Source organism: Brevundimonas variabilis, assembly GCF_014199945.1.
Classification (GTDB): Bacteria; Pseudomonadota; Alphaproteobacteria; order Caulobacterales; family Caulobacteraceae; genus Brevundimonas; species Brevundimonas variabilis.
Map to the genome: position 1 here is coordinate 89,588 of NZ_JACHOR010000003.1, position 15,655 is coordinate 105,242.

General features: G+C 64.1%; 16 protein-coding genes and 1 tRNA gene. 10 read left to right on the forward strand and 7 right to left on the reverse strand.

Features of this window, described 5'->3' with window-relative positions:
• Positions 1–76: 76 nt before the first annotated feature.
• The 10 genes from GGR13_RS09175 to GGR13_RS09220 all read left to right on the forward strand — a co-directional run bounded on the left by GGR13_RS09175 (position 77) and on the right by GGR13_RS09220 (position 10,211).
• Positions 77–1,327 carry a hydrolase gene (locus tag GGR13_RS09175; protein ID WP_183213238.1) on the forward strand — a complete coding sequence of 417 codons (1,251 nt, stop codon included), beginning with the start codon at positions 77–79 and terminating at the stop codon, positions 1,325–1,327.
• Positions 1,328–2,335 (forward strand): arginine N-succinyltransferase, encoded by a 1,008-nt coding sequence (locus tag GGR13_RS09180; RefSeq protein ID WP_183213239.1) that lies wholly within the window; start codon positions 1,328–1,330, stop codon positions 2,333–2,335. It abuts the gene before it with no gap.
• 5 nt (positions 2,336–2,340) lie between these two features.
• Positions 2,341–3,768, forward strand: a complete 1,428-nt coding sequence (gene astD, locus GGR13_RS09185) for a succinylglutamate-semialdehyde dehydrogenase (protein ID WP_183213240.1) — start codon at positions 2,341–2,343, stop codon at positions 3,766–3,768.
• Positions 3,765–5,099, forward strand: a complete 1,335-nt coding sequence (gene astB / locus GGR13_RS09190; RefSeq protein ID WP_183213241.1) for an N-succinylarginine dihydrolase — start codon at positions 3,765–3,767, stop codon at positions 5,097–5,099. Before astD ends, astB begins: the two co-directional genes overlap by 4 nt.
• 2 nt (positions 5,100–5,101) lie before the next feature.
• Complete coding sequence (locus GGR13_RS09195) at positions 5,102–6,412, forward strand: MFS transporter (protein WP_183213242.1); 1,311 nt, start codon at positions 5,102–5,104, stop codon at positions 6,410–6,412.
• A 78-nt stretch (positions 6,413–6,490) separates the two neighbouring features.
• Complete coding sequence (locus GGR13_RS09200) at positions 6,491–7,363, forward strand: AAA family ATPase (protein ID WP_183213243.1); 873 nt, start codon at positions 6,491–6,493, stop codon at positions 7,361–7,363.
• Between the two features lie 117 nt (positions 7,364–7,480).
• Positions 7,481–8,365 (forward strand): methyltransferase type 11, encoded by an 885-nt coding sequence (locus GGR13_RS09205; protein WP_221230588.1) that lies wholly within the window; start codon positions 7,481–7,483, stop codon positions 8,363–8,365.
• Between the two features lie 133 nt (positions 8,366–8,498).
• Complete coding sequence (locus tag GGR13_RS09210) at positions 8,499–9,092, forward strand: YfbR-like 5'-deoxynucleotidase (protein ID WP_246347808.1); 594 nt, start codon at positions 8,499–8,501, stop codon at positions 9,090–9,092.
• Positions 9,093–9,096: 4 nt separating this feature from the next.
• The gene (locus GGR13_RS09215; RefSeq protein ID WP_183213245.1) at positions 9,097–10,032 is read left to right on the forward strand and encodes an NUDIX hydrolase; all 936 of its coding nucleotides are present in this window, start codon (positions 9,097–9,099) and stop codon (positions 10,030–10,032) included.
• Between the two features lie 89 nt (positions 10,033–10,121).
• Positions 10,122–10,211, forward strand: a tRNA-Ser gene (locus tag GGR13_RS09220).
• Between the two features lie 405 nt (positions 10,212–10,616).
• Here GGR13_RS09220 and GGR13_RS09225 read toward each other — a convergent pair.
• The 7 genes from GGR13_RS09225 to GGR13_RS09250 all read right to left on the reverse strand — a co-directional run bounded on the left by GGR13_RS09225 (position 10,617) and on the right by GGR13_RS09250 (position 15,466).
• Positions 10,617–11,453, reverse strand: coding sequence for a hypothetical protein (locus GGR13_RS09225; protein ID WP_183213246.1), 837 nt, complete (start codon positions 11,451–11,453; stop codon positions 10,617–10,619).
• A 42-nt stretch (positions 11,454–11,495) separates the two neighbouring features.
• Positions 11,496–12,188: an IS6 family transposase gene (locus GGR13_RS09230; RefSeq protein ID WP_183213247.1), complete on the reverse strand. Its 693-nt coding sequence runs from the start codon at positions 12,186–12,188 to the stop codon at positions 11,496–11,498.
• Between the two features lie 34 nt (positions 12,189–12,222).
• Complete coding sequence (locus tag GGR13_RS16850) at positions 12,223–12,483, reverse strand: FtsX-like permease family protein (RefSeq protein WP_343060330.1); 261 nt, start codon at positions 12,481–12,483, stop codon at positions 12,223–12,225.
• Positions 12,462–13,154, reverse strand: coding sequence for an IS6 family transposase (locus GGR13_RS09235; RefSeq protein ID WP_183213248.1), 693 nt, complete (start codon positions 13,152–13,154; stop codon positions 12,462–12,464). The genes GGR13_RS16850 and GGR13_RS09235 overlap by 22 nt, the downstream gene beginning before the upstream one ends.
• A gap of 583 nt (positions 13,155–13,737) precedes the next feature.
• Positions 13,738–14,481, reverse strand: coding sequence for an SGNH/GDSL hydrolase family protein (locus tag GGR13_RS09240; RefSeq protein ID WP_183213249.1), 744 nt, complete (start codon positions 14,479–14,481; stop codon positions 13,738–13,740).
• Positions 14,478–14,639: a hypothetical protein gene (locus GGR13_RS09245; RefSeq protein WP_183213250.1), complete on the reverse strand. Its 162-nt coding sequence runs from the start codon at positions 14,637–14,639 to the stop codon at positions 14,478–14,480. The genes GGR13_RS09240 and GGR13_RS09245 overlap by 4 nt, the downstream gene beginning before the upstream one ends.
• 128 nt (positions 14,640–14,767) lie before the next feature.
• Positions 14,768–15,466 (reverse strand): IS6 family transposase, encoded by a 699-nt coding sequence (locus GGR13_RS09250; protein WP_183213251.1) that lies wholly within the window; start codon positions 15,464–15,466, stop codon positions 14,768–14,770.
• Between the last annotated feature and the right edge of the window lie 189 nt (positions 15,467–15,655).

Here is a 15,655-nt window from a genome sequence, read left to right on the forward strand (position 1 = left end):
GACCCTAACCATGTCCTGGCCAATCCGGAAGCCAGCGGGGTTCACCTTTCAAAATCGTAACGCTAGGGTCCGCGCCATGCGGATTCACCCCCACGACCAGACTGTGCTCGACCATGTCGCGGCGCAGAGCGGTCACATCGTCGACCGTGCAATCGCCTGGTCCAACCTCAACTCCGGCAGCCGGAATGCTGATGGCCTGAATGCCGTTCTTGCCGCTCTGGAGACGGAGGCTGGCCGTCTGCCTGCCAGTGTCGCGCGGATTCCGACCCGGGGCTCGACGACGATCGGCGATGACGGCGTGGTCCGGACCGAGGCCCACGCTGACGCGCTGTTGATCACCGCGCGTCCGGACGCCCCGGTCCAGATTGTGCTGACGGGCCACTATGACACGGTCTATCCTGCGGAAAGCGCCTTCCAGACCGTCGCTGCCAGAGACGATGGCGCGTTGAATGGTCCGGGTATCGCCGACATGAAGGGTGGCATTTCCGTCCTGATGGCGGCGCTCGAGGCCTTCGAAACCCATCCGGGACGCGAGCGGGTCGGCTGGACGGTGCTGCTGTCGCCGGACGAGGAAATCGGCTCGCCCGCATCGGCTCCGCTGCTGGCAAAGCTGGGTGCCGCCGGGCATGTCGGCATGACCTACGAGCCGGCGCTGGCCGACGGGACGATGGCCGGAGCCCGCAAAGGCAGCGGCAACTACCATCTGATCGTGACGGGCAAGGCCGCGCATGCCGGCAGAGCCTTCGAGGAGGGGCGCAACGCCATCGCGGGTGCGGCCCTCGTCGCTGCCGCCCTCCATGGTCTGAACGGTCGTCGCGAAGGTGTGACCGTCAACGTTGCGAAGATCAGCGGTGGCGGGGCTTTGAACGTCGTCGCCGACCGTGCAGTGGTTCGCTTCAATGTCCGCGTTCCCGACGCCCCGTCGGCGGCATGGATCACCGACGCCATATCCGAAATTGTGGCCACGGCGCCCTTCGAAGGCCTGACGCTGGATCTTCATGGCGGCATGACCCGGGCTCCAAAGCCCATGGACGCCTCACAGACTGCCCTGTTCGAAGCTGTCCGCGCGACGGGGGCCCTGCTGGGCCAGCCGATTGCCTGGACTCCTTCAGGTGGCGTGTGCGAGGGCAACAACCTCCATGCATCGGGGCTGCCAAACATCGACACTCTGGGCGTTCGGGGGGGAAACATCCATTCCGAGCGCGAGTTCGCCTGGCCCGAAAGCTTCGTCGAGCGGGCCCAGCTCAGCGCGCTTGTGCTATGCAAGCTGGCATCCGGCGAGATCGATGCGCTGGAACTGAAGCGCCTGCGTCTGGAGACGATGTAAATGCTCGTCGTCCGCCCCGCCGGTCCCGCCGACCTCGATTACCTTCTGGAGCTGGCCATCTTGTCCGGACCGGGTTTCACCAGCCTGCCGGAAGATCCGGACCAGCTGACCGAACGGCTTGATCTCAGCCGGGACAGTTTCGCCGGTGCCCTGCCTGCCCAGCAGTGCTGGTACACCCTGATGCTGGAGGAAACCGACACGGGCGATGTCGACGGGATCGCCAGCGTCAAGGCCGCTGTCGGCCTGAACCGTCCGTTCTTTTCATTCCGGGTCAATACCAACGCCTCCTCCTCGCCCTCGCTGGACATCAAGCTGGAGCACCAGACGCTGCAGCTGGTGAACGAGTGCAGCGGATGGAGCGAGGTGGGCTCGCTGTTCCTGAAGGCAGACCGCCGCAAGGGTGGAGCGGGTCGCCTGCTGAGCCAGAGTCGTTACATGCTGATCGGTGCCCAGCCGGACCTGTTTGCCGAAACGGTTCTCGCCGAGCTTCGCGGGGTATTCACGCCTGACGGTGCCTGTCCCTTCTGGGACCATGTGGCCCATAAGTTCTTTCCCATGCCGTTTGACGAGGCGGACATGATGACGGGCTCGACGGACAAGCAGTTCATCCTCGACCTCGCGCCACGCCACCCGATCTATGTCGAACTGCTTCCGGAGCCCGCCCGTGCCGTGATCGGCAAGGTTCATCCGCAGGGCGTGCCCGCCATGGCCCTGCTGGAATCCGAAGGGTTTCGCCCGAACGGTCTGGTGGACATCTTCGACGCGGGCCCGACGGTGACCTGTCCCCGGGATCATATCCGGACAGTCCGCGACGCCCGGCAGCTGACCGTCGGCATTGCCGACGAGGTCGAGGCCGAACTGCCGTCCCTGATATCCACCAATGCCGTGTCCGGCTTCCGGGCTGTCCGTGCCCGGGTCGGGCTGGACGGCCAGACCGCCATACTGACCCCTGACGTTGCCGAGGCGCTGAAGGTCCGGGCTGGCGACACCGTGCGCGTGAAGGCGTGAACTCCATGACCCAGATCATCTCCACCGATCCCGCCACGGGCAACACTGTCTGGGAAGGCCCTGCTGCCTCTCCAACAGAGGTCGCTGCCGCCGTTGAACGCGCGCGCGCTGTCTTTCCCGACTGGGCCGATCGCCCGCGTAGCGACCGGATCGATGCCGTCAAACGCTACCAGGCGGTCCTGAAAAGCCGTGCCCCCGAGATCGCTCGGGCTATCAGTCGCGAAACGGGCAAGGCGTTGTGGGAGACCACCGCAGAGCTCGGATCCATGGCCGGCAAGGTCGATCTGTCGATCCGCGCCTATGACGAGCGGACCGGCGAACGGACTGCCGAAACAGCCTTCGGGTCGGCCACCCTGCGCCATCGGCCGCATGGCGTCGCCGCGGTCCTCGGGCCCTTCAACTTCCCGGGGCACCTGCCCAACGGCCATATCGTCCCGGCCTTGCTGGCGGGCGACACGGTGGTCTTCAAGCCATCGGAGGAGACCCCGCACACCGGTCAGTTGATGGCCGAGTGCCTCGCCGAGGCCGACCTGCCAACCGGCGTGTTCAACCTGATCCAGGGCGGTCGCGATACCGGGGCCGCCCTGCTGGAGCAGCCGATCGATGCCCTGATGTTCACTGGCTCCGGAGCGGCCGGCGCGCATTTCCGGCGGAAGTTTGCCGATGATCCGCATGTGATCCTCGCGCTGGAACTGGGCGGCAACAATCCGCTCGTGGTCTGGGATACGGCCGATGCCGAGGCGGTTGCCGGGCTGGTCGTCCAGTCGGCCTTCGTCACCACCGGCCAGCGCTGCTCCTGTGCTCGTCGCCTGATTGTTCCAGAAGGACCGCAGGGTGACGCGGTGATCGAAGCGGTGAATGCCATGGTTGATCGGTTGATCTTCGCGCCGTGGGACAGCACGCCCGAACCCTATGCCGGCCCTCTAATCTCGAACCGCGCGGCAGAGGCTGCACTTGCAGCGCTGCAGGAACGGATCGACAGGGGGGCAACCGTCATCCGCGCCTCGGGTCCCGTCGGCAATTTGCCCGGAGCCTTCGTGCGTCCCGCCATCATTGATGTGACTGGTATCGACGTCCCCGACGAGGAGATGTTCGCGCCCTTCCTGTCGGTGACCCGCGTCCCGACCTTTGAAGCCGCCATCGCGCAGGCCAATGCCACGCGTTACGGCCTGTCCGCCGGCCTGATCAGCGACGACCCAGCAAACTGGAACCACTTCATTCGCCGGATCCGCGCCGGTGTCGTGAATTTCAATCGCCCGACGACGGGCGCTGCGGGCGACATGCCGTTCGGCGGTCTGGGGGCCAGCGGCAACCACCGGCCCAGCGCCTACTACGCGGCTGACTATTGCGCCTATCCGGTCGCCAGTTTCGAGGCCGGGGCCGTGCGAAACATCGAGAGCGAGATCAAGGGCCTAAGGGGCGTAGACGCATGACAGCCGTCGAGGCCAATGCCGATGGCCTGATCGGTCCGACCCATTCCTATGCCGGTCTTTCGCCCGGGAACCTCGCCTCCAGTCTGAACCGGGGCGAGGCGTCCAACCCACGCGCGGCCGTTCTTCAGGGGCTCGACAAGATGAAGCGGCTTGCCGATCTCGGCCTGCCTCAGTTCGTCCTGCCGCCCCACGAGCGCCCGGATATCGACTTCCTGCGCGGCCTTGGCTTTACGGGGACGGACGCCAGCGTCCTCGAACAGGCCTGGAAGGACGCACCGAGCTTTGCCGCCGCCGCCTGCTCGGCCAGCCCCATGTGGGCCGCCAATGCCGCGACTGTGACCCCATCGGCCGACAGCGCCGACGGTCGGGTTCATTTCACCCCCGCCAACCTGCACACCAATCTGCATCGCTCACTGGAGCACCAACAGACCCGCAGGTCGCTGAACGCGCTGTTCCCGGATCCAGAGCATTTCGCAGTCCACGACGCGCTTCCGGCCGTGGCCCATCTGGCCGACGAGGGTGCGGCCAACCACGTGCGGCTCTGTGCCGATCACGGCGAGCCCGGCGTCAATCTGCTGGTCTGGGGGCGCGACGCCTTCGAGTCCTGGGAAGGCCCCTACCCTGCCCGCCAGACCCGTCAGGCCTGCGAGGCCATCGTGCGTCGGCACGGCGCGCAGGGACCGGTTCTGGCCCGTCAGTCTCGTGCGGCCATTGCCGGCGGCACCTTTCACAACGACGTCGTCTGCGTCGGATCGCTGGACACACTCTTCTTCCACGAACTGGCCTTCGAAGACACGGAAGCGACGAAACGCGCGATCCAGCAGGCTGCAGCCGGGCGGTTCGAACCGATCTTCGTGGAAGTCCCGACCGCGGACCTGCCGCTGGCTGACGCCATTTCCAGCTATCTGTTCAACTCGATGCTGGTGCGGATTCCGCGACAGGACCGCCTGACCCTGATCTGCCCGACCGAGACCCGTGATAACCCGCGCAGCCATGCGGTCGCGCAGGCCCTGGCGGCGTCCAATGGCTCAATCGGTTCGGTCGAGTACGTCGACGTCCGCCAGTCGATGCGAAACGGCGGCGGGCCGGCCTGCCTGCGACTGCGGGTCGTCCTGACCGAGGCCGAATTGGCGGCGACCCACCCCACCATGCGGATGACCGACAGCCTTTATGGCCGGCTCGGGACCTGGGCCAACCGCTGGTACCGCGAGGCCCTGACCGCCCGGGACCTGGCTGATCCTGCCCTGATCGACGAGACGCGCGGGGCTCTGGACGAGCTCACGGCCATCCTGCAGCTTGGGTCGGGCTTCTACCCGTTCCAGCAGGGCTGACCATGACAGACCCGGCATCGCCTCCCGTCCCCATGACCCCGGCCCGCCGCCTGCGAAACATCATTGGCGGCTCAACCGGCAACCTGGTCGAATGGTTCGACTGGTACGCCTATGCGGCCTTCACCCTGTATTTCGCGCCGCTTTTCTTCCCGTCCAGCAGCGACACGGCCGAATTGCTCCAGGCCGCCGCCGTGTTTGCCGTTGGCTTCCTGATGCGGCCCATCGGCGCCTGGGTGATGGGCGTCTATTCGGACCGGAAAGGCCGCAAGGCCGGCCTGACGCTGTCGGTGACCCTGATGTGCACGGGGTCGCTGATCATCGCCTGCCTCCCGACCTATGCCACCATCGGCCTCGCCGCACCGGTCCTGTTGCTGGTCGCACGCATGCTGCAGGGGCTGAGTGTGGGCGGCGAATACGGGTCCTCCGCGACCTATCTGTCCGAGATGGCCACGGCGAAGCATCGCGGCTTCTGGTCCAGCTTCCAGTACGTGACCCTGATCTCGGGGCAGCTCCTCGCGTTGCTGCTCCTGATCGTCCTGCAGAACACGATTGGCGAGGCCGCACTGGCGTCGTGGGGCTGGCGCATCCCCTTCTTTGTCGGAGCGGCCTTGGCCGTGGTGGTGTTCTGGCTGCGGCGCGGTCTCGACGAAACCGCCGAGTTCAAGGCCCGGGAAACCGGATCGGCGCCAAAATCCAGTGCCCTGCTACTGTTCCTGAAGCACCCGAAAGAGGCGCTGATGGTCATCGGCCTGACCGCGGGCGGTACGCTCGCCTTCTATACCTACACGACCTATCTCCAGAAATTCCTGACCAATACGGCGGGCTTTCAGAAGACGACGGCGACCGAAATCAGCGCGGCGGCCCTCTTCGTCTTCATGCTGCTGCAGCCGGCGGTCGGGGCCCTGTCGGACCGGATCGGGCGAAAGCCCGTGATGATCACCTTCGGGATCCTGGGCGTACTTTGCACCGTCCCGATCATGACGGCGCTGTCGACCACGACCGATCCGATCATGGCCTTCCTGCTCAGCCTGTCGGCTTTGGTGATCGTCTCCGGCTATACTGCCATCAATGCCGTCGTGAAGGCCGAGCTGTTTCCAGCCCACATCCGCGCGCTCGGCGTGGCCCTGCCCTACGCCATTGCCAATGCCGCCTTTGGCGGAACCGCCGAATATGTCGCGCTCTGGTTCAAGCTGGACGGCAATGAAAGCCTGTATTTCTGGTACGTCACCGGCATGATCGGCATCTCGTTGCTGACCTATGCGACCATGCGCGACACCCGGCATCATAGCCTGATCAGGGACGACCATGGCTGAGCGCGCCAACCTGACCGTTGTTAAGTCAGCCGGCCTTCGCTAGGCGTCACCCGACACCACCGGAGCGATGACACCCCGATGCAGCGGCCAACCGACCGGTTCGAGGGCACCTCGAACTATATCGCCACCCAGGACCTGAAGATCGCGGTCAATGCCGCTGTCGCCCTGGAGCGCCCCCTGCTGATCAAGGGCGAGCCCGGCACCGGCAAGACCGTTCTGGCCTATGAGATGGCCAGCGCCCTGAATGCTCCGCTGATCACCTGGCACGTCAAGTCGACGACCAAGGCCCATAATGGCCTCTACGAATACGATGCTGTCAGCCGCCTCAGGGATTCCCAGCTGGGCGATCCACGCGTCCAGGACGTGAGGAATTATCTGAAGCCCGGCAAGCTCTGGGAAGCCTTCACCAGCCCCGTACGGCCCGTCCTGCTGATCGACGAGATCGACAAGGCCGACATCGAGTTCCCCAACGACCTCCTCCAGGAACTCGACCGGATGGAGTTCTTCGTCCAGGAAACCGGCGAAACCATCCGGGCCGCTGTCCGCCCGGTCGTGGTGATCACGTCCAACAACGAGAAGGAACTGCCCGACGCCTTCCTGCGCCGATGCTTCTTCCACTACATCCGCTTCCCCGACGACGAGACGATGAAGGCCATCGTCGAGGTCCACTTCCCGGGCATCAAGGGTCGGCTGGTCTCCTCGGCGCTCAAGACCTTCTATGAAATCCGCGACACGCCAGGCCTGAAGAAGAAGCCCTCCACCTCGGAACTGCTGGACTGGCTCAAGCTGTTGCTGGTCGAGGATATCGACCCCGAGACCCTGCGCGAAAAGACGCCCAACAAGCTGATCCCGCCGCTCCACGGAGCCTTGCTCAAGAACGAACAGGACGTCCATCTGTTCGAGCGCCTCGCCTTTCTGAACCGACGGGAAGGCGGGCGGCCCGGAAGCTGATCCGACACCGTCACGGCGGGGACATCGCTGCATGCCAAAGCCGCCACGCCGATTACCGCGATTTCACTGGCGCGACCGGGCGATCGGCGGGACTATGGGGTATCCAAAAAGGATAGGATGATGCGTACCGCCCTGATTACCCTCTGCGCCGTGTCTGCCCTTCTTGCGGGCTGTGACGAAGGCTCCAGCATTACCTCTACACGCACCAGCGAGGGTGGAGACGGTCACGCGGTGCTGCGCGTCATTGATACCCTTCAATGCCCTGACACCCTCGGGGCGCTGACCCGCAAGGGATCAGCCCAGGCCGAGGGGACGGTCTGTACCTATGGAGGACCGCGCGGGGCTGAGGTGTCCCTGCATCTGGTCAGCCTCGAAGGAACAACCCCGGACGAGGCTCTGGCACGGTTCGAGAACGAACTCATCGCAGGAATGCCCAGCACCGCAGCCCAGATGCGTGGCGCAGCGGCCGATACGGAGGCGGCTCGGGCCGACGCTGAGGCGGCTCGGGCCGATGCCGAGGTCGCGCGCGCAGAAGCAGATCTCGCCAGGGCAGAATCCAGCGCACAATCCGGCGACCGCGCCACGGTGCGGATGCCAGGCGTGACCGTCGAATCCAGCGGCGATGACGCCAGCGTTCGCCTGCCGGGCATGGCTGTCGATACCGATGGCGACAACGCCCGTGTCCGTATCGGCGGCTTCAGCATCGATGCCAGCGAAGGCAGCCAGGCGGTGGCCATCTCCTCGTCCGACGAGTCGGTCAGTGTCCAGGCTCATGACGACGCCGCCGAGATCCGGACCCGCGCACCCGGATCTGCGACCCGTGTGACCTATATCCTGACGGACAATGCGGCATCGGAAGCCGGCTGGCGTCTGGTCGGCTATGAAGCCCGCGGTCCCCAGGGCGGGCCTATTGTTGTTGCAACGGTCCGCGCTAAGGATCGCAACAATGACGGCGTGTTCGACGATGCCAAGGATCTGGTCACCCTGAACGTGGGCGAATAGCGGTCTTGATCCTGGCAATGGAATGGGTCACGTGACCGACCCGCTGCCCAGGACCAATACCTTGTCTGACCGCCCGATATCGACCCCCGTTGCCAGACCGTCCCGAAGCCCGGCTCCGCGCGCATGGCAAAGGATGCTGTCCGGGCGTCGCCTGGACCTGCTGGACCCGTCTCCCTTCGACATCGAGATCGAGGATATCGCCCACGGCCTCGCGCGCGTGGCCCGCTGGAACGGTCAGACCATCGGGGAGCACGCGTTTTCCGTCGCCCAGCACTCGTGCGTCGTCGAGGACATCGCAGTCCACATAAAGCCGGATCTGGATCCCAGATGGCGTCTTGCGGCCCTGCTCCACGACGCGTCCGAATATGTCATCGGCGACATGATTTCTCCGTTCAAATCCGCGCTCGGGGTCAACTACAAGGCGTTCGAGGCGCGGCTGGAGAGCGCCATTCACGTGCGGTTTGGTCTGCCGCCCAAATCCCCGGTTGCCGTCAAGACCCTGATCAAGAAAGCGGACCGGGCCTGTGCCTTCTTCGAAGCCACCCAGCTGGCAGGCTTCGAGCGGAGCGAGTCGCTCAAACTTTTCGGTGCGCCTCCGTCGGGTTTCCAATTGACCATCGACCCCCTGCCTGCTCCGCTCGCCCAGGCGCGCTACCTCGAGCGTTATCGCGTCCTGGCTGAAGCTGTCGGCATCCTGCCCGGAGCCGACGCCTGGCATACGGAGTGAAGCCATGTCCTTCGGGGGCGAGCACGGCGTCCGCATTGGCCTATCAGCCGTTGTCATGGCCCTGCATGAGCGCGCCCTCTGCGTTCTGACCACGGGCTCAGGGCCCGACCTCGCCCTGCCCTTCGGCCCTTTCGACCCCGTCCGGGACAGGACTTTCGAACTGTCACTGCGCGCCTTCGTCGCCGCGCAAACGGGCTTTCGTCCGGGCTTTGTGGAACAGCTCTATACCTTTGGCGATGCGGGCCGGGCCTCGCCTCGTCCGACCCCGGGTCCAGAACGCGCCCGTGAGGTGTCCGTGGGCTATCTCGCCCTGACCCGCGAAGCTGAAACGGCATCGGTGCCCGACGCGCACTGGACGCCGCTCTTCGAAATCTTCCCGTGGGAAGATCGCCGGAGCGGCCCGGCTTCGGCCCTCGCACTGTCCAGTGCGCTTCTGGAATGGGCTGGGCAGGACGATCGCAGGGCCGCCCGTGTCCAGTCCCTATTTGCGACCGGGGCCGACCATCGCTGGAATGAGGAAAGGGCGCTGGATCGCTACGAGCTCCTCTATGAAGCCGGTCTGGTGACCGAGGCGGCGCGCGACCGGGATCGACCCACCGAGGCAGAAATGCCGGGTCGAACCATGGTTTCAGACCATCGACGCATCCTGGCCACCGGTCTGGGGCGACTGCGATCCAAGCTCAAGTATCGCCCCGTCCTGTTCGAACTGACGCCGGACACGTTCACCCTGTCGGGTCTGCAGGCGGCGGCAGAAGCCGTCGCCGGCCTTACACTCCACAAACAGAATTTCCGTCGCGGCGTCGAGCGCACCGGTCTGGTGCAGCCCACCGGCCTGCTATCGACCGGAACCGGCGGACGCCCCGCCGAACTGTTCCGGATCCGCGACGCCGACCCGCACTCGGGCCAGGCCCCCGGACTGGCCTTGCCGGCTCAGCGATAGGGAAGAAAATCCTTCCGTATCCCGCTTGCGGTGAAGCGCCCGGCCCATTAGAGAGACCGCTCGCTTCGACCTAGCGACTTCGGCACCGCGGAGAGGTGGCAGAGTGGTCGAATGTACCGCACTCGAAATGCGGCGTGCCTGGAAGGGTACCGTGGGTTCGAATCCCACCCTCTCCGCCAGCCATTCCCTTGTAATATAACGATTTTCCCAGAACCGGGAACTTCCTCCGACATTCCCGCGACATGCAGGTAATCGGAGACGGGAAGTCCGTCTCCGCTGGTTTTCTAACTCCTCATAAGTCGTCGAACTTCGCCCCTCGTCTCTGTTCTTCCGGCGACGGGTCCTTTTGCGCGGTTTTGCGGTTTACAGGGACTCTACAGGGAGATCGGCCCGGTTTTGGACCGTCCGAACGAACTCAGCGACGTTAAAAAAGCCCGCCAGCACTGGATTTGCGGGCGGGTTAGACTTCAAAGAGGCTGTCAGGAACAGGGATTTCCTGAGGACGAAACAGGGAATTTGTCAGTCACGATCAGGGAATGCGTTGGCGGTTCTGGGAACAGCGCCCTCTTGGTGCCGTCAGGCGTTCAGCGACCGGCGTAGAGCCGTCGTTGGTCATTCCAGTCGAGGGGCATCTCCGTCCGGGTGATGGCTTCGAGAGTCAGGCCAATCGGTTGGCGGCCGTCGAGGATTGAGGCTTTGAGGTCAGGCGCGAGATACGCAGGTCGTATCATCCGTCGAGCATAGGCTGGTGTGACGTTTTCGGCTTGGGAGATCGCTGCCAGGTTCTCAGCGTCGCCGCTCAGTATCTTCCGCTTCCATGCCTCGGCTCGGATCAGCGCAGAAGTTAGGGCAGGATCGACGGTGGTGTTTTTCAGGGCGGGCTGCCCGTCAGGTCCGAATGCGATCTTTGACCCACCTCTCCTGATCGTGCGTGTCTTGATATCGATCACGAGGCGGTCGTCCGTTGCGTCAAACCGCTCAAGGCTGACGCGAATGGCAGCGGGCATGTCCCGCATCGCCCGTTGCCGCGCAGGCCTGTCAAGCTCGACCCGGATGCCATCAGCACGGACCTCAATGCGGTGGATCAGGTCACGGATGCCGTTCCAGTCCGCAGCAGGTCCGCTGGCTGCGGGGATCTTAAGCTCCTTTAGCCGTGCTGCGATCAAGGCCTCAATCAGGGGGGCTGACACTCTGGGGACGGCGCCGGCCTTCGATGGGTCACCGAGTTGGACAGCGGTCGAGGCGTAGTAGCGATAGGCTGGCTTGTTCTTCTGCCGCGCGGTCGTTGGCGACATCCGATGGCCGGCCGTGTCGTAAATCAGGCCCGTCAGCGGAGCGCCTTTATGGGCCTTGCGCGTTTCGCCGGGTTTGCGGACTTTGCGATCGTTTTCTGACAACAGCGCCTGGACGGGTCCTGACAAGTTAACTGCGTTAAGTCGAAAGCCTCTCTACCCTGCCTGCAATCAGGCCGTCGCAGTTGCCCATGCAGAAGCCGCTTCGGCCCGAAAAAGCCGAAGGGTCGTTCTGCTGATCAAATGCCGTTGGGTGTTGAAGGTGTTGTAGATCGCTGCGTGGGTGGTGAGGAATCTCTGGGCTGAGGCTTGGGATTTGAACCGCTGCTGCTGTCGTTCTCGTCGGCGGATTGGCAAGTGAGAGTTCTCAATCCGATTGTTCTCGCGGAGCCGGCCCGGTCGATGCAGATGCCTAAGATCCAGCTGATCCAGAGCCGCGCCGTATGACGCCAGGCCGTCCGTCGTGATCGTCTGCGGCTCCACCGGCTGGTTGTGAAGGAGCCGCCTGAGCAGCTTCAGTGCGGCGTCCGTATCCCGTCTGCGCTGGACCAGAACGTCGAGGACCTCGCCTTCGTCGTCGACGGCTCGCCATAGAAACATCCACTTGCCGCCGATGTTGCAGACCATCTCATCCAAATGCCAACGAGGCGTCGGTGGCCACCGCCGCTTCTTCAGTCGCCGGGCGATCAGAGGTCCAAACTTGATCGTCCAGCAACGGATCGTCTCATAGCTCACGTCCACGCCGCGAGCGGCCATCAGTTCCTCGACGTCCCGAAAACTAAGGGTGAACCGGAAGTACAGCCATACCGCCTGACGGATCACATCAGCTGGAAAGCGGTGGCGCTTGAATGAAATCGGCTTCACGAAACATCATCCCCGTTAGCGGCTTAGGCCGTAGTCAGTGGAGACAAGTTAGCGTTAGACTGACAGCACCGCCGAGCGCGGCGAGTGCGCTGATCTGGATCAGATAGATATCACGGACAAGTGCCCCTTCGGCCCCCAAGGCCTTGAGCGTCGCAATTGAACGCTTCCGTTCGTCAAGGTAGGCGGATACCGCGCCTGCAACGCCAAGCCCACCGGCCACGGGCGCTGTCAGGTTAACTGCTGCCGCCCAAAAGGCCCCTTCCCTGCCTGATTTCAGTCGAAGGCGGCCGCCCATGCAGCATCGGCTTCTGCACGAAATTGCCGAAGGGTTGGTCTGCTGATCAAATGGCGTTGGGTGTTGAAGGTGTTGTAGATCGCTGCGTGGGTGGCGAGGAATTTCTGGGCTGAGGCCTGGGATTTGAACCGCTGCTGCTGTCGTTCTCGTCGGCGGATTGGCAAGTGAGAGTTCTCGATCCGATTGTTCTCGCGGAGCCGGCCCGGTCGATGCAGATGCCTAAGATCCAGCTGATCCAGAGCCGCGCCGTATGACGCCAGGCCGTCCGTCGTGATCGTCTGCGGCTCCACCGGCTGGTTGTGAAGGAGCCGCCTTAGCAGCTTCAATGCCGCCTCCGTATCCCGCCGGCGCTGGACCAGGACGTCGAGGACTTCGCCCTCGTCGTCGACGGCTCGCCACAGAAACATCCGCTTGCCACCGATGTTGCAGACCACCTCGTCCAGGTGCCAGCGTGGAGACGGAGGCCACCGCCGCTTCTTCAATCGTTTAGCGATCTGAGGCCGAAACTTGATCGTCCAGCACCGGATCGTCTCATAGCTCACGTCCACGCCACGAGCGGCCATCAATTCCTCGACGTCCCGAAAACTGAGGCTGAACCGAAAGTACAGCCATACCGCCTGACGGATCACTTCGGCTGGAAAGCGGTAGCGCTTGAACGAAATCGGCTTCACGAAACATCATCCCCGTCAGCGGCTTAGCCGTCCTCAGTGGAAACAAGTTGGCGTTAGACTGACAGCACCGTCGGCTACTATCGCTTCCGCAACGATGGTCGCGGTGATCCCGCCACCTGGCCGTTCGACGCCCCCTTCTACATGATCCTGAATATCGCCGTCGGCGGCGATTGGGGCGGGGCCGAAGGTGTCGACGACCGGGCGTTCCCCCAGACGATGGAGGTCGATTATGTCCGGGTGTTCAGCCGCGCCGAATGAAGGTTCGTACGCGCCGCCATGTTATTGAGATCGTCGGACAAAGAATGCAGACGCAACGGCAGTCTTAATCAAGGTGTCGATGGCTGGATCATATTTAGCGACTCCAAGCTTCCGCTTTGACGAACGTCCGGTTTTGTAGGCCGACACCGGCAAGTCCCGCCCAAAGCGGACCTTCCCATCAACCGCTTTGAGTCAGGAACGGAAATCCCTCCCCTTCCGGTTGGCGCCTAAGCGCCATTCCGCGAAAGGGCACGGCAAGTTGGATGACTGCCTCCTCCGTTACAGGCCTTTCAAATCCCTCGCATACCCGTGTGTTCCGTCGCCGTCAGCGAAGGGCGGCGGCCAGGCCCTCTGCCGTGATCTCGGCCCAGCAGGCATAGCCCTCGTCGTTGAAATGCAGATCGTCGGGGCCGACGCCGGAACTGCCGGCCAAACCGGTCCAGCCACTCATGGCGGCGAAACGTCCCGAAACCGCATAGCCGACGCGACCGGCTTCCAGGGCCAGCAACCGCGACAGGTCGCCGAGCGCCGGGTTTCGGCCCTTGAAGCCGGGGTTGGTCGTGGCGTCGGGCAGGCGTTGCGGATCGATCAGCAGGACGTCTACCCCAGCGGCGTCGAGGATGGCCTCGCCCCGACGCAGGTCGGCGAAGATGTCGTCGCCCGGTCGATCGCGCAGCACATCGTTGGTGCCCAGCTGCCAGATCACCAGATCGGGCGAGGCCGCGGCCGTCTCGCGTCTCAGGCGATCGGCCGTATCCTTCGCCGTTTCCCCGCCGATCCCCTTGTTGATCACGGTGACGGCCACGCCGGACAGACGGCGCTCCAGACCGGCCTCCAGCATCGGCACGAAGCCGAGGTCGCGTCGGCTGGCCCCGGCCCCTTCGATGCTGGACGAGCCCATGGCCAGGATGGTCAGGCGACCGGAGGCCACGGCGGCGCGGCTCTTGGTCAGACCGCCATTGGCCACGACGTGGTCGGCGGTGACCTGGCAGGCGGCGGGCGCCTGTGCCAAGGCCGGGGTCGAAACCAGGGCGGCGGTGGCGAGGAGGGCGGCGAAGCGTGGCGTCATGGATTTTCCTTGCCGGTGGCGGGCTCGGTCTCGGTTTCGCCCGAGTTGCTGGAGCCTTCAGATCCTGCGGGCTCGGTCGCCGGCCGGGGCGGCTCACCGTCATGGGCGGGCGGGCGCAGATTGTCGTTTTCGGTCTGGCGGGGATCGGGGGAAGTCATCGGTCGAACCTTGCTTATCTCAAGGTTCGAAGGCAACGCTTTACTTCGGGCTCGGCTCCGTTAGGGATCGGTTCACGGCCATGTCAGGTTAATGGCGGTAAATTGTAAAGCACCCTTCCCTGCCAAATTCAGGCAGTCGCAAGAGCCCACACAGCATCGGCTTCGCTGCGGAAACGGCGGAGGGTGAGTCTGCTGACTAGATGACGCTGGATGTTGAAGGTGTTGTAGATCGCCGCATGGGTGGTGAGGAAGCGTTGGGCAGATGCCTGCGATTTGAACCGCTGCTGCTGGCGTTCCCGTCTTCGGATCGAGAGATGGGAGTTCTCAATCCGGTTGTTCTTCCGGAGCCGTCCGGGGCGGTGGATGTGCTTCAGATCCAGTTGCTCGAGAGCGGCACCGTATGAAGCCCAGCCGTCTGTCGTAATCGTCTGCGGTTCAACCGGCTGGTTGCGAAGGAGCCTCTTGATCAGCTTCAGTGCAGCCTCGGTGTCCCGTCTGCGCTGGACCAGAACGTCGAGAACCTCGCCCTCGTCATCGACAGCGCGCCACAGAAACATCCGCTTGCCGCCGATGCTGCAGACCACCTCGTCCAGGTGCCGTCGCGGCGACGGAGCAGGCCTTCGCTTCCTCAGCCGATGAGCAATCAACGGCCCAAACTTGATCGTCCAGCATCGGATCGTCTCGTAGCTGACCTCGATCCCGCGGGCCGCCATCAGTTCTTCGACGTCCCGAAAGCTCAGGCTGAACCAGAAGTACAGCCAAACCGCCTGACGGATCACATCAGCTGGGAAGCGGTGGCGCTTGAACGATATCGGCCCTACAAACAATCATCTCCGTCAGCGGCTTACGCCGCCCTCTGTGGAGACAAGTTAGTGTTAGACTGACAGCACCGCCACTCACCCCTTGAACAGCTGATCTCTGACCTTTGCCTACCCCAGCGCGCCGCGGTGACTGGGTTTGCGCGGTGGTTAAAGTCTCTCCCTGCCCGTGATCCGCTCCGAACCTGTGCCAATCCG